19 protein-coding genes are annotated in these 16,828 nt (G+C 62.4%); 8 read left to right on the forward strand and 11 right to left on the reverse strand.

The window, feature by feature from the left end:
- Window positions 1-233: 233 nt before the first annotated feature.
- From ACLH0I_RS11715 to ACLH0I_RS11730, 4 genes are all read right to left on the reverse strand, one after another.
- Window positions 234-614, reverse strand: coding sequence for a RidA family protein (locus ACLH0I_RS11715; RefSeq protein ID WP_186729661.1), 381 nt, complete (start codon window positions 612-614; stop codon window positions 234-236).
- A gap of 73 nt (window positions 615-687) precedes the next feature.
- Window positions 688-1,569: an NmrA family NAD(P)-binding protein gene (locus tag ACLH0I_RS11720; protein ID WP_411387132.1), complete on the reverse strand. Its 882-nt coding sequence runs from the start codon at window positions 1,567-1,569 to the stop codon at window positions 688-690.
- A gap of 17 nt (window positions 1,570-1,586) precedes the next feature.
- The gene (locus ACLH0I_RS11725) at window positions 1,587-2,270 is read right to left on the reverse strand and encodes an SOS response-associated peptidase family protein (protein ID WP_411387133.1); all 684 of its coding nucleotides are present in this window, start codon (window positions 2,268-2,270) and stop codon (window positions 1,587-1,589) included.
- Between the two features lie 549 nt (window positions 2,271-2,819).
- On the reverse strand, window positions 2,820-3,773 hold the full coding sequence (locus tag ACLH0I_RS11730; protein ID WP_411387134.1) for a LysR family transcriptional regulator: 954 nt from the start codon (window positions 3,771-3,773) through the stop codon (window positions 2,820-2,822).
- Window positions 3,774-3,873: 100 nt separating this feature from the next.
- Between ACLH0I_RS11730 and ACLH0I_RS11735 the strand changes: the two genes are divergently transcribed.
- Entirely contained in the window at window positions 3,874-4,734 is an 861-nt protein-coding gene (locus ACLH0I_RS11735; RefSeq protein WP_411387135.1) for an aldo/keto reductase family oxidoreductase, read from the forward strand.
- Here the strand turns inward: ACLH0I_RS11735 and ACLH0I_RS11740 are convergent.
- Complete coding sequence (locus ACLH0I_RS11740) at window positions 4,731-5,513, reverse strand: MBL fold metallo-hydrolase (protein ID WP_411387136.1); 783 nt, start codon at window positions 5,511-5,513, stop codon at window positions 4,731-4,733. The two genes, ACLH0I_RS11735 and ACLH0I_RS11740, sit on opposite strands and share 4 nt — an antisense overlap.
- Before the next feature lie 91 nt (window positions 5,514-5,604).
- Between ACLH0I_RS11740 and ACLH0I_RS11745 the strand changes: the two genes are divergently transcribed.
- Window positions 5,605-6,573, forward strand: coding sequence for a GlxA family transcriptional regulator (locus ACLH0I_RS11745; RefSeq protein WP_411387137.1), 969 nt, complete (start codon window positions 5,605-5,607; stop codon window positions 6,571-6,573).
- Window positions 6,574-6,579: 6 nt separating this feature from the next.
- Here ACLH0I_RS11745 and kefC read toward each other — a convergent pair whose 3' ends face one another.
- The 5 genes from kefC to ACLH0I_RS11770 all read right to left on the reverse strand — a co-directional run bounded on the left by kefC (window position 6,580) and on the right by ACLH0I_RS11770 (window position 11,445).
- Window positions 6,580-8,406: a glutathione-regulated potassium-efflux system protein KefC gene (kefC, locus tag ACLH0I_RS11750; protein ID WP_411387138.1), complete on the reverse strand. Its 1,827-nt coding sequence runs from the start codon at window positions 8,404-8,406 to the stop codon at window positions 6,580-6,582.
- 1 nt (window position 8,407) lies between these two features.
- Window positions 8,408-8,929 carry a glutathione-regulated potassium-efflux system oxidoreductase KefF gene (kefF, locus tag ACLH0I_RS11755; RefSeq protein WP_411387139.1) on the reverse strand — a complete coding sequence of 174 codons (522 nt, stop codon included), beginning with the start codon at window positions 8,927-8,929 and terminating at the stop codon, window positions 8,408-8,410.
- 202 nt (window positions 8,930-9,131) lie between these two features.
- Window positions 9,132-10,478, reverse strand: a complete 1,347-nt coding sequence (locus tag ACLH0I_RS11760) for an ATP-binding protein (RefSeq protein ID WP_411387140.1) — start codon at window positions 10,476-10,478, stop codon at window positions 9,132-9,134.
- Window positions 10,475-11,185 carry a response regulator gene (locus ACLH0I_RS11765; protein ID WP_186729669.1) on the reverse strand — a complete coding sequence of 237 codons (711 nt, stop codon included), beginning with the start codon at window positions 11,183-11,185 and terminating at the stop codon, window positions 10,475-10,477. Before ACLH0I_RS11765 ends, ACLH0I_RS11760 begins: the two co-directional genes overlap by 4 nt.
- Before the next feature lie 41 nt (window positions 11,186-11,226).
- Window positions 11,227-11,445 carry a hypothetical protein gene (locus ACLH0I_RS11770; RefSeq protein WP_411387141.1) on the reverse strand — a complete coding sequence of 73 codons (219 nt, stop codon included), beginning with the start codon at window positions 11,443-11,445 and terminating at the stop codon, window positions 11,227-11,229.
- 79 nt (window positions 11,446-11,524) lie between these two features.
- Here ACLH0I_RS11770 and ACLH0I_RS11775 point away from each other — a divergent pair, with 79 nt between their 5' ends.
- From ACLH0I_RS11775 to ACLH0I_RS11790, 4 genes are all read left to right on the forward strand, one after another.
- Window positions 11,525-12,313 carry a VacJ family lipoprotein gene (locus tag ACLH0I_RS11775; RefSeq protein ID WP_411387142.1) on the forward strand — a complete coding sequence of 263 codons (789 nt, stop codon included), beginning with the start codon at window positions 11,525-11,527 and terminating at the stop codon, window positions 12,311-12,313.
- Entirely contained in the window at window positions 12,306-12,542 is a 237-nt protein-coding gene (locus ACLH0I_RS11780; protein WP_186710719.1) for a hypothetical protein, read from the forward strand. The genes ACLH0I_RS11775 and ACLH0I_RS11780 overlap by 8 nt, the downstream gene beginning before the upstream one ends.
- A gap of 151 nt (window positions 12,543-12,693) precedes the next feature.
- The gene (locus ACLH0I_RS11785) at window positions 12,694-13,995 is read left to right on the forward strand and encodes an Nramp family divalent metal transporter (protein ID WP_411387143.1); all 1,302 of its coding nucleotides are present in this window, start codon (window positions 12,694-12,696) and stop codon (window positions 13,993-13,995) included.
- Between the two features lie 69 nt (window positions 13,996-14,064).
- Window positions 14,065-14,544, forward strand: a complete 480-nt coding sequence (locus tag ACLH0I_RS11790) for a VOC family protein (RefSeq protein ID WP_411387144.1) — start codon at window positions 14,065-14,067, stop codon at window positions 14,542-14,544.
- A 217-nt stretch (window positions 14,545-14,761) separates the two neighbouring features.
- Here ACLH0I_RS11790 and ACLH0I_RS11795 read toward each other — a convergent pair whose 3' ends face one another.
- Entirely contained in the window at window positions 14,762-15,163 is a 402-nt protein-coding gene (locus tag ACLH0I_RS11795; protein ID WP_207961599.1) for a RidA family protein, read from the reverse strand.
- Between the two features lie 129 nt (window positions 15,164-15,292).
- On the opposite strand from ACLH0I_RS11795, the gene ACLH0I_RS11800 reads away from it, so the two are divergent.
- Window positions 15,293-16,219 carry a LysR substrate-binding domain-containing protein gene (locus ACLH0I_RS11800; protein ID WP_411387145.1) on the forward strand — a complete coding sequence of 309 codons (927 nt, stop codon included), beginning with the start codon at window positions 15,293-15,295 and terminating at the stop codon, window positions 16,217-16,219.
- Between the two features lie 33 nt (window positions 16,220-16,252).
- The gene (locus tag ACLH0I_RS11805; RefSeq protein ID WP_411387146.1) at window positions 16,253-16,645 is read left to right on the forward strand and encodes a GFA family protein; all 393 of its coding nucleotides are present in this window, start codon (window positions 16,253-16,255) and stop codon (window positions 16,643-16,645) included.
- The last annotated feature ends 183 nt before the right edge of the window (window positions 16,646-16,828 follow it).

The raw sequence follows: 16,828 nt of genomic DNA on the forward strand, positions 1-16,828 counted from the left end.
GACGTAGCCTGAACCCGAACGTTCCTACATCTGAATAAACGCAGGCTTGTTTGGAGCGGAAATAAGACTAACAACACAACCCTTGTGGCGAGGGAGCTTGCTCCCGCTGGACTGCGCAGCAGGCCCACGTTTTTTTGCTCAATGCAGAAATTTTGGGGCGGCTTCGCCACCCAGCGGGAGCAAGCTCCCTCGCCACAAAAGCGCTGACTCAGGCCAACAGAGCGGTGTGCTCGTTAGCCCTTCGCCGCCATCGCCGTCACTTCCACCTTCATCCCCTCGACCGCCAACGATGCCACGCCCACGGCGGCGCGAACCGGCCAGGGTTTGGCGAAGAAGCGTTTGTAGACCTCGTTGAACGCGGCGCGATCGGCCATGTCGGTCAGGTAGATGGTCAGGTGCAACACCCGGTCCATGGAACTGCCGGCACCCTCCAAGGCGGTCTTGAGGGCTTGCAGTGTGCATTCGCTCTGCAGCGTGATGTCGCCCAGTTCCAGGCTGCCGTCGGCGCGGGTGGGGATTTGCGTGGAAACCAGCAGGCCGCCGAAGCCGGCGACGTCGGAGGAAATCGAATCGGCATCCGGATCTGGAATAAACGTGATGTCTGGGTTGCTCATGCAAAGCCTCATGCAGGAAAGAAAAAGGACCGCCGCAGTTTACCGTCCATTGCCGCGCCGTTCCTGCATTCCTTTAGCCGTGCGTTTCCGGGCCATGGTTTTGCACCAGCGCCTGGATGTAGGCCTCCAGCGTCGTGGTGCCGTGCAGGGCCGCGTCGTCGCCCACCTCGAAGCCGCTGTCGAGGCTGACGGCGCTCATGCGCGTATAGGATTGCGCCGCAGCGGGGCTGAAGCCGAGGCTCCGGAAATGGCTTTCCCATTGGTCCCTGGGTATCACCTGTACCTCGACCGGCCGGCCGAGCGCCTGGGAAAACGCCTGTGCCACATCATTGGGCGAATACAGGCGAGGCCCTTGCACATGACGCACGCCAACGTCGTCAATCGGCGAAAGCAAGCGCGCGGCGGCGACCTCGCCCAAGTCCCGGGGCGCCACCATGGGAAACGCCAGGTCGGCGGGGAACAGCGTGGGCAGCTTGCCGGTCTCGCGGACGGTCTCGAGCAGGCCGTCCCAGTTACTCATGTAGTAAGCCCCGCGATTGATCGCCGCCGGGATCGACTGATTGCGCACGCCTTCTTCCAATTCCCACAAGACGCTGAGATCGCCGATGCGCTCACCGGGCTGGGCGCCGGCGGTGGATTGCACGACGATTTTCTCCAGGCCCGAGCCGTCGAGGGCCGCGAGGATGTTGGCGACCGTGCGCCGTTCCACCGCGTCGGTATCGGTACTGGGCGCGGCGGGCGGGTTGAGAATGAAAGCCCTGCGCCCGAGCCGAAAGGCGGCACGCAATGACTCGACATTTTCAGCATCGGCTTCGACGATTTGAGCGCCCCTGGCGTGCCATTCAGCGGCGTGGTTGGCATTGCGGGTCATGACCATCACGGCATGCCCTGGCGCCAGCAAGGCCCGGGCCGTGGCCGATCCAACGTGGCCGGTGGCGCCCATGATCACGTACATGGCTTCATCTCCTGGAATCAAAGGCCGCCCTGGGCCGGACGTTGGATGGTTTGCCCCGGTTCAAGGGGCGGTTGCGTGCCGTTCAAGCGTGCGACCAGTTGTTGTGCCTGTTCCCATCCCAGATCGGGCTCCAGCCAGTCGAGAGCGTCGTCGGCGCTGAAGGCCAGGACTCGTTGTTGCTGGTTGGCGATGTCGCCATAGGTCACCAGGGCCAAGCCGTCACAACCAAACGAGGTCTCGCTGGCCTGGGCCAAGGCGGCCAGGAAGATCGGCGCCGATTGCCGAGTGGTCAGGTAGGCGAGGCGTGGCGCCTGTGACGGCGAGGCGGGTGCTTGCGACTCATACCAGCCCTCCACGGCGACCAGTACGCGGCCTTCATGCTTGATGGGATCGAAGACCTTGGAACGCATGACCAGGTGCAAGGGCAGGTGCGTCAGCGGGGGCATGGTTCCCACCGACCAGATCGGCGACCAGCCCCAGCGAACCTTAATGCATTCCAAGTGCCCGCCGCGACGGCGAATGGCGCTGACCTGCATATTGGGCTTGACCAGGCTGTGCCGCTCCTGAGCCTTGGGCGGCGTTGTCTCGTACAGGTCCAGGGGCGTGACGGATGTACCGAAACGGCTGCCGGAGGTGTCTCGCTGGGCGAAATACGCCAGGGAATCTTTTGAAGAAACGTGTTGAACCAGACCGTCACACATAGCGAAAACTCCGGCAGTGAAACGCAAAGAAGCCTTGATGTACCCGCCGTTCAAACCGTGGTTGCCGTGGCTTTCAGCGGTGTCATGTAGGTCCGAACCCGTGGCGAAATGCTTGGTTCGAAAATCCTCGCGGCGGGGAGACGAGCGGGCAATTGGGGTGGATGCACTGACGCCATCGCGAGCAAGCTCGCTCCCACAGTGGAGTTGTGGTGGGTCAGGATTCTCAGCTACACCGCCGAGCCCCTGTGGGAGCGAGCCTGCTCGCGAAAGCGGTGGATCAGCTTGCACCAATGCTGAATGTGTCGGCGTCTTCGCGAGCAGGCTCGCTCCCACAGTGGAGTTGTGGTGGGTCAGGATTTTCAGCTACACCGCCTATCCCCTGTGGGAGCGGGCTTGCTCGCGAAAGCGGTGGATCAGCTTGCATCAATGCTGAATGTGCTGGCGCCTTCGCGAGCAAGCTCGCTCCCACAATGGAGTTGTGGTGGGTCAGGATTTTCAGCTACACCGCCGAACCCCTGTGGGAGCGAGCTTGCTCGCGATAGCGGTGTGTCAGCTTGCGGGGAGGTTGGCTGTGCTGGCGCCTTCGCGAGCAAGCTCGCTCCCACGGCGTTGTGCATGGATGAAGTCTATAAACGCCCTCAACGGCGAAGGCAAGTAGCGCCGCCCAGGGTAGTAGAGGAACGGCCCGGTGAAGCGCTGCCACCAGGGTTCGAGCAACGGTTCGAGGGCGCCGCTGTCCAGGTGGGGCCGTAGCCAGTCCTCGAACAGGTGGACAATGCCCAGCCCATCCACCGCCGCCTGCACCGCCAGGTCCATGGCGCCGCCGATGCGCACGATCAACGGGCCGCTCGGGTCGACGCTCACGGTCTCGCCGTCACGTTCGTATTCCCACAAGGGCAGGGCGCCGCTGGGAAACTTGCCCGTCAGGCAGGCGTGCCCCAGCAGGTCCCGTGGATGTTCGGGGCGGCCCCGGGCGTCGAGGTACGCCGGGGCCGCGGCCGTGGCGAAGCGCTGGAACCGTGGGCCGATGGGGATGGCGATCATGTCTTGCTCCAGGCGTTCGTCGTAGCGAATCCCCGCGTCACAGCCAGCGGCCAGCATGTCGACGAAACTCTCTTCGGTGACCACTTCCAGGCGGATGTCGGGGTAGCTTTTCAGGAACGGCGTGATAATCGCCGGCAACACCAGCCGGGCGGCGCTGACGGGAACGTTCAGCCTGAGGGTGCCCGATGGCCGGTCGCGAAAATCGTTGACCACGTCCATCGCCGCCTCGACTTCGCCCAGGGCCGGCACGATGCGTTCCATCAACCGGGCGCCGGCCTCGGTCGGCACCACGCTGCGGGTGGTGCGGTTGAGCAGGCGCACGCCGAGCCGGCTTTCCATCCGCCGTACGGCATCGCTGAGGCTCGACGCGGACTTGCCGCTCAACCGCGCGCCTTCACGAAAGCCCTTCGCATTGACCACCGCCACGAAGGCCAGCAAGCCTTGAATATCCGTCGCCATTGTTCTCTCCACCGTACAACCCGTGCTGATTGCACCTGATTATCACGGGAATGGTCAACGCCTATAGTCGGCCCACTCACATCGATCCGAGGGCTACGAGATGAACATTGCAGACAAGGCGGGCAACTTTTTATTGGGCGAGCGCACGGTCAATCGCATGGGCTATGGCGCGATGCAGTTGGCGGGGCCCCAGGTCTTCGGCCCGCCGAAAGATCCGGCCGCCGCCGTCGCCGTGCTGCGCGAAGCGTTGGCGAGTGGGGTCAACCACGTCGACACCGCCGATTTCTATGGGCCCCATGTCACCAACCGGTTGATCCGTGAAGCGCTGCACCCTTACGCCCAGGACTTGGTCATCGTCACCAAGGTCGGTGCCGTGCGCGGTAACGACGCGTCCTGGAACCCGGCCCACAGCCCCGCCGAATTGACCCGTGCGGTCCACGATAATCTGCGCAACCTCGACGTGGAGGTCCTGGACGTGGTCAACCTGCGGGTGTGGGGCGATCTGCATTCGCCCACCGAAGACTCCATCGAGGCATCCTTCACGGCACTGGCCGAGCTGCAGCGCCAAGGCCTGATCCGCCACTTGGGCCTGAGCAACGTCACGGCGGCACAGGTCAGGGAGGCCCAAGGCATTGCGAAGGTGGTCTGCGTGCAGAACCACTACAACCTGACCCATCGCGACGACGAACAACTCATCGCCGACCTGGGCCGGCAGGGCATCGCCTACGTGCCATTCTTCCCGCTGGGTGGGTTTACGCCACTGCAATCGGAAACCCTGTCCAGCGTGGCGGCGCGCTTGCAGGCGTCACCGCTGTGCGTGGCCCTGGCGTGGTTGCTGCAACGTGCGCCGAATATCCTGTTGATCCCCGGCACCTCGTCCGTGGCGCACCTGCGGGAAAACCTCTCGGCGAGTGAGCTGACGATTCCTGCGCAACTGCTCGCCGAGCTGGATGCAATCTAGGCCGCCTGGAACACCAGCGTCTCGCCATCCTCCGGTATCAACAACCGGCTTGCGACACCGGCCAGTGCGGCGGCGTCGGCCAAGGCCTTGCGGGTCGTCGGGCAATGGCTGATCGCTTCCAGGTGATTGGCCACCACGGTCCCACGGCTCAGACGGGTGAGTTCCAGCGTCTCGTCGATGCCCATGATGATGTCGCCGCCGATATCGAACCGTGCCCCGCCTGCCGGCACCACGCTGACCTGCGGCTGGTGGCGCAAGACGAATTCGCGCACGGTGGGGGTGAGCACGGTGTCGCCGGTGAGGTAGACACTCGGTTCGCCGGGCAACTCGATCAGGTAGCCGACGCCGTGTTCCATCAACTTGCCCACCAAACCCAGCCCATGGGTGCATCTCACGGAGCGAATGGTGCCGCCCAGGAAGGGGTTGGGTTGATCATGTGCCTGGGCAAGTGGCTGGACGTTCAAGCCACGCTTGGCCAGGTACGGGGCGTCATGGGGTGTGCAGATGACCGGGATCTGTCTTTCCCTCAGCCAGCGCTTGGCCGCGCGATCCAGATGATCGAAATGGCCTTTCTGGCAGTGGGTGATCAGGCAGTGCGTGACCGTCTCCAGGTCCTTCGCTGTTGATGCCGGAAGCGCTACCAGCGGATTGCGCTGGTTGGCACCAAACAGTCGAAGCGGTGGGAGCGTGCCCTTGTCCGCCAGCATCGGGTCGACGAGCACGCGATAGGGGCCGAATTCAAGAAGGATCGTGGCGTTACGGATCTGCTGGATGTTCATGAGGCGTTCCTATTGAGCGAGCGCTTCATGGTGCCGATCCGGTCCCGTGTGCATAATGGCCGGATCTGACATCTTTGATTCGTTTCATGCCATGACCCAAAAACTCCGAATCGGTCTGCTCCTGTTTCCCGGCTGCATGCCCGCCGGCCTGTTCGCCTTTGCCGATCTGCTGCACGCGGCCAACCGCAGGCGAGGGCGGGCGCTGTTCGAGGCACGCTACATCGCGTTGCAGGCCGGGCCGGTGCTGTGCGCCCATGGCGTGACCTTGCACGCGGACGCGGCCCTGGGCAGCACCGAGCTGGATGCGGTCCTGGTTCCCGGTTTCTGGGCCGAATCGGCCGAGCAGGTGAATGCCGTCCTGACCGAGCAAACAGCCCTTTTGAGCGCTTTGTCGAAGCAAGCCCGAGCACTGCAGCTCTGGTCCTATTGCACCGGCGTCTGCCTGCTAGCCGCCAGCGGCCGCTTGGACGGGCAGGGCGCGACGGTGACCTGGTGGCTGGCGCAAGCGATGCAGCAGCAGTATCGAAAAGTCCTTTGGCAAAGTGAGCAGAACTGCGTGTTCAACGGGCGCACGGCGACCGCGTCCGGGGTGAACGGCTACCTGCCCATCGCCGAACAACTCATCGAGCGCAGCGTCAGCAGTGATGTGCTGCGCGACATTACCCGGCTCATGGTGCTACCGCGCCCGGCCATTCCCCATGCGGCGTTCCAGGGCAGCACGCTGATCGAGCAACCCAGCGGATGGCTGCGGCAGTTGCATGGATTGATCGAGCAGATGCCGGCCGAGGGGATTACCGTGCAGGCCCTGGCAAGCGCGCTGGCGGTGTCCGAGCGCACCTTGGCGCGCAAGGTCAGCCGTGAAACGGGGCAGGCTGTCGCGGCCTACGCCCGGCGTATCAAGTTGAACCAGGTCAGCGAGCGCCTGACGTTGACCTCGCTGCCCCTGGCCAGCATCGGTGCCGAGCTGGGTTTCAGCAGCAGCTCCAACTTGCAGCGCATGTTCAAGGCGCTGACCGGGCTGACGCCGATGGCATACCGGCGCAAGTTCGGGCGTGTGTGACGTCGGTCAGCCCGGCGTCTTGTCGGTTTCGTTGCGATGGTGTTCCGGCCAGTTGTCCACGGGGTGGGCACGGTCTTCGTTGAACATCTCCGTGAGCAGCGCGTTGGCGCGGCGGTAGGCGTCATGTCGGAACTTGAGGTCGTCTTCCGGCTGGGCGACGATTTCCTCCAGCATCTTGAGGTTCAATCGGCGGAATTGATCCGCTCGCTCACGCGCTTCGTAAGCCCCGACGCCCATGCGCTCCAGCGCACTGCGACCTAAGGACAGCGCGCTCTCGAAGGTCTCCCGCTCGGCCGCCTCCACGCCCATCTGCCGCAGGATGATGAGGTGGCCCATGTCCCGCGCCCGCACGATCAACTGCAATGCCGGGAAGTGCTCCTGGGCCAGTCGGGTCAGCGTCAGGTTGTCTTCCTGGTTGTCGATGGCGTTGATCAAGACCACCGCTTGGGCCGCGCCGGCTGCGTGCAGCAAGTCGAGGCGCGTGGCATCGCCATAAAAGACTTTCACGCCGAATTTGCGCAGCGTCTCGATGTTGTCAGGGTCGTGATCCAGAACCACCACATCGACGCCACAGGACATCAACAGGCGTCCGGCGATCTGCCCGAAGCGGCCGAAGCCGGCAATGATCACGCGGGGATTCTGCTGGTCGACGAGGTCGGATTCGCGCTTGTTTTTCTGGGTGACGGACTCGAAGCGATCCAGCAGCAGGATCAGCAGAGGCGTCAGGCACATGGACAACGCCACCGCCAGGGTCAGGCTCTTGCCCCATTGGTCGGTCAGGATCCCGGCCAGTGTTGCGGCACCGAACACCACGAAGGCGAATTCGCTGCCCTGGCCCAGCAACACCGCTTGCCAGGAGCGCTGGCCGGCGGGGACATTCAAGAAGCGGCTGATGGTCTTGATCATCAGCAATTTGATCAGGATGAAGCCCAGGGTCAGGGTGATGACTTTCAGCGGTGCGTTGATCAGCGTGCCGAAATCGATCGACATGCCGACACCGATGAAAAACAGCCCCAGCAGCAGGCCCTTGAACGGCTCGATGTCGCTCTCCAGGGCATGGCGGTATTCGGAACTTGCCAGCAGCACGCCGGCGAGGAACGCGCCCATGGCCATCGACAAGCCGGCTTCCTCCAGCAGGAAGCCGAAGCCGAACACCAGGAAAAGTGCGACGGCACTGAAAATCTCGCGCAAGCCTGAGCGTGCGGCGAAGCGCAGCAGCGGTCGCGTCACGTAGCGCCCCAGCAGCACGACGATGGCGATGGCGGCGACGATTTTGCCAATCGACAGCAACAATCCGGTGCCCGATGGCGTGTCGCCGTGGGCCGACAACAACGGAATCATCGCCACCAGGGGAATGGCCGCGATGTCCTGGAACAGCAGCACGGCAAAACTGCTGCGGCCGACGGCGGTGGCGGTCAGGTTGCGTTCGCTCATGGCCTGCATGGCGATGGCCGTGGAGGACAGGCTCAGGGTCAGGCCGACCAGCAGTGCCGCCGTCCAGTTCAGGCCCAGGGCCGCGCAGAACGTTGCGATCGCGCCGCCGCAGGCCAGCATCTGCAAGGCGCCGCCGCCGAAGACCATCCGGCGCAGGGCCCAGAGCCGCTTGGGATCGAGCTCAAGGCCGATGATGAACAGCATCAGCACCACGCCGATTTCAGCGAACTCCAGGATCGCCTTTACATCGGTAATCAGCTTCAGCCCCCACGGGCCGATGATGCACCCGGCCAGCAGGTAACCCAGCACCGGGCCCAGGCCGAACCGAACGGCAATCGGTACGATCAGCGTCGCCGAGGCCAGGTAGATCAGCATTTCAATCAGGCTGTGCGTCTCCATCTCAATCTTCCTTCCAGGCGGCCAGGCGTTCGCCGTAATGTTCGATTTGGGCGCGTTGGGCCTCGGAGTCGGCGGCATACGCACCATGCACCGCAACGGGTTCCAGCCAGCGCATGCCGCAATAAATGGCCGTGGCGTGGAGGGGTTGGGCCAACGCTGCAAAACCTGGGTAGGCGCCGATCTGGAAATGATCCTGTTCGCCACCCGTGGTCACGGCCCACAGCAACCGCTTGTCCTTGAGCGCCGTGGCGCCTTTGCCATAGGCCCAGCCGTGGGTGAAGACTTTGTCGATCCACAGTTTCAGCAGCGGCGGGGTGCTGTACCAGTACATCGGGTGCTGGAGGACGACCAGCTCCGCTTGCTCCACGGCATGTTGTTCCGCCTCAACGTCGATATCGAAGTTGGGATAAAGCGCATACAGCGAACGTATGACCACGTCCGGATTGCTGGATACCCGCTTGAGCATCTGCTGGTTGACCCGCGATTTGTCGGGGTAGGGGTGCGCATAAATGATAAGAATCATCGGTGAATTCCTTGGTTTGGCTCCGTCGATTCTTGTCTGTCGTGAGCGCGAGCGATGGCACATGGAGCCGAGCGATACAAACACTTGGCGCCGAGCGATACAAACAAGAGCGCCTTCCCAGGCAGGATCCAGGCCGGAAAGGCCCGACATCCTACCGAGGAAGGCGCTGATTGTTTAGCGCGGATCGATACATCGGGACACTTCAGCCAAGCGGCAGCGAGACCCTGGCCTCCAACCCGCCACCCTTGCGATTCCTCAGGGTCAGTGTCCCGCCATGCTCCAGTACCGTCGCCCGGGCCGCCGACAGGCCCAGCCCGACGCCGCCGGTGTGCTTGTTGCGCGAGCCTTCGATGCGAAAGAATGGCGTGAAGACCTGCTCAAGGTGCTGGGCATCGATGCCCGGCCCACGGTCGAGGATGCGAATGTCCACCCGGTGGGCGTCGGCTTGGAGCCGAACCGTCGGCTCGCCGCCATACTTGATCGCGTTGTCGATCAGGTTGACCAAGGCACGCTTGATGCCGATGGGCCGGCCGACGTACACGAAGCGCTGGGCGCCTTCGAATGCGACCTCGGTGCCGGCGTCCTTGAGGTCATCGACGATGGTGTGCAGCAGTTCGGCCAGGTCGAACGCGGTGGCATGTTCCAGCCGGGCATCGTCGCGGAAAAACTCCAGGGCGGAATTGACCATCGCCTGCATTTCATCCACGTCCCGGAACAGGCGCGATTGCTGCTCGGCATCCTCGATGAACTCCCCGCGCAGGCGCATGCGGGTCAACGGTGCGCGCAAGTCATGGGAGATGGCCGCGAGCATCTGCGTGCGGTCCTGCAGGAAGTGCTTGAGCTGGGCCTGCATGGCGTTGAACGCGAGGATCGCCTGGCGGATTTCGTGGGGGCCGATCACCGGAATCGGCGGCGCCTGGTGGTCGACGCCAAAGCGCCGCGCACCTTCGGCAAAGCGTTCCAGCGGTGCGGCCAAGTGCCGGGTGGCGATCAGCGCGACGATAAACGTCGAGAGCAGGATCAGCGCGATGATGATCAGGTTGCGCGCCCATTCTCCCAGCCCCCAACTGCGCGACGGCACGGAGAAAATCACCCAGGAATGGTCGGCCAGCTCGATGATCACCGCGTAGCGCGCATCCGCTTGGTTGGCCGGCCAGTCGGCCGGTTCGTAGGCTTCGATCCTGGCGTCCGGTCGGCCCAATTGCTGGCGCAGGAGCGCCGAACCTGAGCTGAATTCTGGGTCATCGATCAGCGGTAGCCGGGCCTCCTCATGGCGATGTAGCCATTGCGTGTTGAATGCCGGGTTGCTCGCGGCCTTGGCAATCGCCGCCCGTTGTTCGGGGGCGACGGAGTCGATGATGCGGGTGATGGTGGCGGCCCTTTCCATCAGGCCGGTTTCCATCAGGGGAGGGCGCGCCCAGGCACCGGCCAGCAGGCTGAACAGTTCGTTGAGGGCGAGCAGGGTCAGCATGGCGATCATGGTGGTCAGGGCGATCCACCGCGCCACCGTGTCCCTTGGTCGATGAATGCCCGGGCGCGAGCGCTTCATCGCTTCACCACATGGGGGCTGAACAGATAGCCGCTGTTGCGCACGGTGCGAATCATCGAGGCGCCGGGGATGTCGGTTTCCAACTTGCGTCGCAGGCGGCTGACCTGGACGTCGATGCTGCGATCGAACGCCTCGAAGGTTTCGCCACGGGCCAGGTCCAGCAACTGCTGGCGCGTCAGCACCCGGCGAGGGTGTTCGGCAAACACCAGCAGCAATTCGAACTCGCCGCTGGACAGCGGGATCATGACCTTGTCCGGTGAGCGCAATTCGCGGCGGGTGACGTCCAGCTGCCAGTTTTCGAATTCCAGGATTGGCCGGGATGAGTCGTTCAACGTGGCCCTGGCTTCACCGGTGCGCCGCAGCACGGCACGCACCCGGGCCAACAATTCCCGGGCGTCGAACGGCTTGGTCAGGTAATCGTCCGCTCCCAGCTCCAGGCCGACGACGCGGTCGCTCAATTCACCCATGGCGGTGAGCATGATGATGCCGACCGTGTGCTCGGCCCGCAGCCGTTGGCACAGCACCAGGCCGTTGTCCCCCGGCAACATGACGTCGAGGATGATCAGGTCCGGCACTTGGCGTTCCACCGCTTGCCACAGGGCATTGCCGTCGGCGGCCACGTCCACGCTATAGCCATGTTGTTCGAGGAATTTGCGCAAGAGGGCGAGGACTTCGAGGTCATCGTCCACCAGTAGTAAATGGCTCACGGTGGGCACGCAGGGTAATGAATACAGGGGGAATACTAGGGTCAATCCAGGGCCTGCGTCATATATTTCAACCCGGAAACAAAGTTGCCGGCGGGCAATATTATGGAAATCTGCGGGCAAAAAAACGGCGGCAGGATGGCCTTGATGTCGGTCAGTTGAACAGCCAGCCAACGCTGAACCCGTGGCGAGGGAGCTTGCTCCCGCTTGAGTGCGAAGCGCTCACCGCTTTTTAGGGCCGCTTCGCGCCCCAGCGGGAGCAAGCTCCCTCGCCACAGAGGGTGGTGTTTGGCTTTTTGACCGGCCTACGCAGCATCCCAATCCTCGCCGAGATCACCCCGTATGCCGATCACCCAGCCCGTTCCGTTGTTCGTTCGCTCCACCGTCGTGGTTGTATTGGCGGCACTCGCCAGTGGTTGCTCCAGCACGCCAGCCGCAAAACCAGGCTCGTGTGAAAGCGCGACCTACACCGTTTACGATCCCGCCGAACCCGTCAACCGTGGCATCTTCGCCTTCAACCGAACCGTGGATGACTACGCACTGGCACCGGTGGCCCGTGGTTATCGCAAGCTGCCGGAGATGTTCCAGGCCGGCGTGCACAACTTCGTGGCGAACTTCGGCGAGCCCAAGGTGTTCATCAACGACCTGCTGCAAGGCAACGCCCAGCGCTCGGTCAACACACTGGGCCGTTTCGTCATCAACTCCACGGCGGGCATCGTCGGGCTGATCGACGTGTCGGGCAAGCTGGGCATCGAGCGCCACAAGGCCGATTTCGGCCAGACCTTCGGCGTCTGGAACCTCGCCCCTGGGCCCATCCTGGAACTGCCACTGCTGGGCAGCGCCAACCTGCGGGATGCGACGGGCAAAGTGCTGAGTTTTGCCGTCGACCCGTTCGGCGACAACAGCAGCACGGTCGAGACCCTGGGCACGATCAACACCGTCGGCGGCCTTGTCGATGGCCGTGCCGAGGCGTTGCCAACCACCGATCAATTGCAGACCGAAGCGGACTACTACGCGGCCCTTCGCGACGCCACGGCGCAACGGCGTGCCGATCTTGTCGCCCAGGGCAAGTTGGGGTCGGTGGTGGAGGACAATCGGCAATGCCAAGAGGGAGGGGCCGCTGATGAGTAACGAGGCGTTGGTCTTGCATCGGCGAATGCGTTTGCTCCAGCCGGATGCATTGCATTGCCGTGAGGTGGAACTGCGGTTGGCCGAGGACGGTAGCCACGTGCTGCTCAACCATTATGTCGAGCTGTATCGCCATCAACGTCTCGGTTGGTGCGCCCTTCGGCAGCATCGGGTGCCGTTGGCGGCGATAGTGCGCTGGATGATCGATAACGGCGAGCAGATGAGGGGTTAGTGGCAATCTGCTGCTTAATACAGCGGCATTTCGGAGCAAATGCCGTGAAATATTTATACATAATTACGGATTAATAATGGTTGTACGACGTCGTATCTAATATGTTCGACTGTGGCCGTTTCTTACAAAAAAAATAAACGGAGATTCACCCATGACGAGCATTCCTACCGCTGAGGAACAAGCTGCGGCACCCGTGCAAGGCCGTTTCGTACGCCTGCTGAAGCTTCTCGGCCCCGGCATCATCGCCGTTCTTTCCTGGCTGGGTGCTGGCGACCTCATCACGTCATCCGTGGCCGGCGCAAACTACGGCTACGCGATGATGTGGGTGCTGGCGGTCTCTCTGCTGCTGCGCTACCTGATCGTCAACATCATCGCGCGCTTCCAGCTCTGCAATAACCAGGGCATGACCATCCTGCAGGGGTATGCCCAGCTCAATCCGTTTTTCGCCTGGTTCCTGCTGGTGTATGCGCTGCTCATGGGGCATCTGATGAATGCCTACATGATCAAGGGGGCCGGTGAGGCCCTGGCCATGCTGCTCAAGATTGACTACCCGCTGCTGTGTTCGGTGGCGGTGGTATTGGCGGTGTGGATGCTCGTCGGGCGCAATATCTATTCGATGATCGAAGGCGTGATGAAAGGGCTGCTGGCGATCATGACGCTGGCGTTCCTGGCGCTGGCGGTGATGTCCGGCCCGGATGTCGCCGGCATCGTCAAAGGCACTATCGGCTTCAGCATTCCGCCCGATGAAGGCGTGCATGGCGCGCTGTTGGTGGCCGTCTCGGTGATCGGCGCAGTGGCCGGTTCCATCGCTAACTTCGTTCATCCGTATGTGATGCGCCAGAAGGGCTGGGTAGGACCCGAACACAAGCGTATCCAGCGCAACGACCTGCTGTTTGCGGTGTTTGTCGGGATCATCATCAACCTGGCCATCTGGATCGTCGGCGCGGAAATCCTGCGACCCAACGGCATCGAGGTCAAAACCCTGGGCGACCTGGGCAAGGCCCTGGAAATATTCTTTGGTCCGATCGGTTGGTACGTATTCTTCGTGGGTGTGTTCGCCACGCTGTTCGCCAGCATTTCGGGCAAGACCACGGCGTTCCCGATGCTCATCACCGACGCCTTCCAGCATGTGCGCCCCGAGCGCCGGGAGCGTTACGGCAAAGAGTTCCACCGCGACCCGATGCACAAATGGTTCATGTTGTTCATTCTGGTGACGCCACTGATCTGGTCGCTGCCGGGCATGCCGGACTTCGTCACGCTGACCATCGGCGTCAACGCGCTGAACATTGTCGGCTTGCCAGTGATTTCCCTGGGCCTTTTGATCATGTCCAACCAGAAGTCCTTGCTGGGCAAGGAGTACCGCAACAACCTGTTCGAGAATATCGCGCTGCTGTTTGCCACAGGCCTGGCATTGTGGGTCGCGTTCCAGTTGGGGGTCGATCTGTTTACCTGAGGCCCGGCCATCTGCAACTTTCGGGGGGACTGCTAGACTTTATCGTCCAGTCCCTTTCGGAGAAGCGGAATGAACGATAAAAACAGGATCTGCCTCTGGTACGACGGCAACGCCGAGGAAGCTGCGCAGTTCTACGCAAAAACCTTTCCCGACAGTGCGGTGAACGCTGTCTACCATGCCCCAAGTGATTATCCGTCGGGCAAGGAGGGCGATGTGATCACCGTCGATTTCACGGTGATCGGTATTCCTTGCGTCGGCCTCAACGGCGGGCCGGTGTTCAAGCACAACGAGGCCTTTTCATTCCAGATTACAACTGAAGACCAGGCCGAAACGGACCGTTTGTGGAACGCCATCATCGACAACGGCGGCCAGGCAAGCGCCTGTGGCTGGTGCAAGGACAAATGGGGTTTGTCGTGGCAGATCAGCCCACGGGTGTTGCTTGAAGCGGTCGGCAGTCCTGACAAAGCCGTGGCCAAGCGGGCCTTCGAAGCGATGATGACCATGACCAAGATCGACATTGCCGCAATTGAAGCGGCGGTGAAAGGCTAGCTGTCGAATCATCACCATTATTTTCTTGTGGGAGCGGGCTTGCTCGCGAAGGCGGTGGGTCAGTCAACCTCAATGCTGACTGGTCCGACGCCTTCGCGAGCAAGCCCGCTCCCACAGTTGTGTTGTGGTGTCTTCGATTTCTCGGCCTGCCCACATCCCCTGTGGGAGCGAGCCTGCTCGCGATGACGGCGGCACAGCCAACACCATGCAAGCTGACCTACAGGGTAGCCTCAGGCACCCTGGCAATCACCTTGATCTCGAACTGAAAACCATACAGCCACGTCACCCCCACCGCCGTCAGTGTCGGATGCGGCGCGTTGCCCCAGAATTCGGGCACGACGCTCCAGACCCGTTCGAAGATCGACTCGGGGTCGACCATGAACACTGTCACGTCCACCACATCGTCAAAGCTGCAATCGGCCGCGGCGAGGATCGCCTTCAGGTTGTTGAACGCCAGCCGGACCTGAGCCTCCAGGTCGGGCTCTGGCGAACCGTCGGCGGTGCTGCCGACTTGCCCGGAGACGAACAGGAAACCATTGGAACGAATCGCCGGCGAATAGCGATTGCGCTCATACAGTGCCTGGCGTCCAGGCGGAAAAACCACATCACGCTGTGTCATGAATACCTCCTTCAAAAAGTGGTTCCAAACGATGAACTCACTCTAGGGGCTTGTATCCGGGCGATAAACGAGCAACCTTGGTGTTCACTGTTTGTTAATCCCAAACAATCGAACCATGCCGGGGCAGAAATGGACCGTTTTGATGCGATGCAAGCGTTCGTGCGAGTCGTGGAGGCGGGCAGCTTTACCAAGGCGGCAGAAACCCTGCACATGAGCAAGACCACCGTGACCCAACTGGTGCAGCAGCTCGAGGCACGGTTGCGGGTCAAGCTGCTCAACCGCACCACACGCAAGGTCAATGTCACCGCCGACGGCGCGGCTTATTACGAGCGGGTGATCCGGTTGCTGGCCGACATGGACGATGCCGAGACCAGCGTGTCCGGCGCCCAGGCGTTACCTCGCGGGCGACTGCGGGTGGACGTGCCGAGTCCGCTGGCGGCGATGATCCTGATACCCGCCTTGCCGGCGTTCTACGCGCGATACCCGGACATCCAGATTGACATGGGCGTCAGCGATCGCCTCGTCGACATGCTTGATGAAAACGTCGATTGCGTGGTGCGCGGCGGTGAGTTGCGGGATCAGTCGCTGATCGCCCGACGCGTTGGCGACCTGGCCCTTGGCGTCTTCGCCGCCCCGAGTTACCTGGCACGGTTTGGCCCGCCCGCACACCCTCGCGAACTGGAAGACTCGCACCATCGCACCGTCGGTTTCCTGTGGGCGCGCACCGGCAAATCCTTGCCCTACGCCATGCGCCGTAACGGTGAACTGCTTCACGTCAAAGGGCGCTACGCGTTGGCCATCGACGACGGCAACGCCTACCTCGCGGCCGGGCTGGCGGGGCTGGGCGTGCTCTGGCTGCCCGAGTACATGTCCCGGCGTCACCAGGCGCAAGGGGAATTGGTGCCGCTGTTCGAAGACTGGCAGCTGGAGCCGATGCCGCTTTATCTGGCCTATCCCCCGAACCGGCATATCAGCGCCAAGTTGCGGGTGTTCATCGATTGGGTCGTGGAGCTGATGGCGCAGCATGCGCCTATTATTGATCGATCTGTTTCGTGAAATTTGGCTGTCCAGTTGTAGAGGAGATACACCATGGACCGATTCACCGGTGGCTGCCTGTGCGGTAACGTTCGACTTGAAGCCTTGGGGCGCCCGTATCGTGTTGGTCTTTGTCACTGCCTCGATTGCCGCAAGCATCACGGGGCCTTGTTCTACGCGGCAGCCGTGTTTCCCCAGGAGGCGGTGACGATCGAGGGTGAAACCCGGGATTACGCCGGACGATTTTTCTGTCCACGCTGTGGCTCGTCGCTGTTTGCCCGCTCGGGCGACGAAATCGAAGTGCACCTGGGGACCCTGGACGCGCCCGATCAACTGATGCCCACCTACGAAAGCTGGACCGTGCGCCGTGAGTCCTGGTTGCCGGCGTTTGCGCTTACCCGATGTTATGAGCAGGATCGTGAGGGTACGGGGCGGTCTGAGGAATAGAGGCAATGTGTTCCACCGCTATCGCGAGCAAGCTCGCTCCCACAGTTTGGTCGGTGGTGTGCTCAATGCCGGATTCACAACCAAACCCCTGTGGGAGCGAGCTTGCTCGCGATAGCGGTAGGCCAGTCAACTTCAATGCTGACTGATCCGACGCCTTCGCGAGCAAGCCCGCTCCCACAAGGA

Origin of the sequence: Pseudomonas sp. MPB03 (assembly GCF_046605385.1) — a bacterium.
GTDB classification, from domain to species: Bacteria; Pseudomonadota; Gammaproteobacteria; order Pseudomonadales; family Pseudomonadaceae; genus Aquipseudomonas; species Aquipseudomonas zanjanensis.

Coding starts and splice junctions, on each gene's coding strand:
- ACLH0I_RS11795 (WP_207961599.1), bottom strand. CDS start 15,163: ATGACACAGCGTGATGTGGTTTTTCCGCCTGGACGCCAGGCACTGTAT.
- kefF (WP_411387139.1), bottom strand. CDS start 8,929: ATGATTCTTATCATTTATGCGCACCCCTACCCCGACAAATCGCGGGTC.
- ACLH0I_RS11760 (WP_411387140.1), bottom strand. CDS start 10,478: ATGAAGCGCTCGCGCCCGGGCATTCATCGACCAAGGGACACGGTGGCG.
- ACLH0I_RS11785 (WP_411387143.1), top strand. CDS start 12,694: ATGACGAGCATTCCTACCGCTGAGGAACAAGCTGCGGCACCCGTGCAA.
- ACLH0I_RS11745 (WP_411387137.1), top strand. CDS start 5,605: ATGACCCAAAAACTCCGAATCGGTCTGCTCCTGTTTCCCGGCTGCATG.
- ACLH0I_RS11780 (WP_186710719.1), top strand. CDS start 12,306: ATGAGTAACGAGGCGTTGGTCTTGCATCGGCGAATGCGTTTGCTCCAG.
- ACLH0I_RS11720 (WP_411387132.1), bottom strand. CDS start 1,569: ATGTACGTGATCATGGGCGCCACCGGCCACGTTGGATCGGCCACGGCC.
- ACLH0I_RS11805 (WP_411387146.1), top strand. CDS start 16,253: ATGGACCGATTCACCGGTGGCTGCCTGTGCGGTAACGTTCGACTTGAA.
- ACLH0I_RS11800 (WP_411387145.1), top strand. CDS start 15,293: ATGGACCGTTTTGATGCGATGCAAGCGTTCGTGCGAGTCGTGGAGGCG.
- ACLH0I_RS11740 (WP_411387136.1), bottom strand. CDS start 5,513: ATGAACATCCAGCAGATCCGTAACGCCACGATCCTTCTTGAATTCGGC.
- ACLH0I_RS11730 (WP_411387134.1), bottom strand. CDS start 3,773: ATGGCGACGGATATTCAAGGCTTGCTGGCCTTCGTGGCGGTGGTCAAT.
- ACLH0I_RS11715 (WP_186729661.1), bottom strand. CDS start 614: ATGAGCAACCCAGACATCACGTTTATTCCAGATCCGGATGCCGATTCG.
- ACLH0I_RS11735 (WP_411387135.1), top strand. CDS start 3,874: ATGAACATTGCAGACAAGGCGGGCAACTTTTTATTGGGCGAGCGCACG.
- ACLH0I_RS11775 (WP_411387142.1), top strand. CDS start 11,525: ATGCCGATCACCCAGCCCGTTCCGTTGTTCGTTCGCTCCACCGTCGTG.
- ACLH0I_RS11725 (WP_411387133.1), bottom strand. CDS start 2,270: ATGTGTGACGGTCTGGTTCAACACGTTTCTTCAAAAGATTCCCTGGCG.
- kefC (WP_411387138.1), bottom strand. CDS start 8,406: ATGGAGACGCACAGCCTGATTGAAATGCTGATCTACCTGGCCTCGGCG.
- ACLH0I_RS11790 (WP_411387144.1), top strand. CDS start 14,065: ATGAACGATAAAAACAGGATCTGCCTCTGGTACGACGGCAACGCCGAG.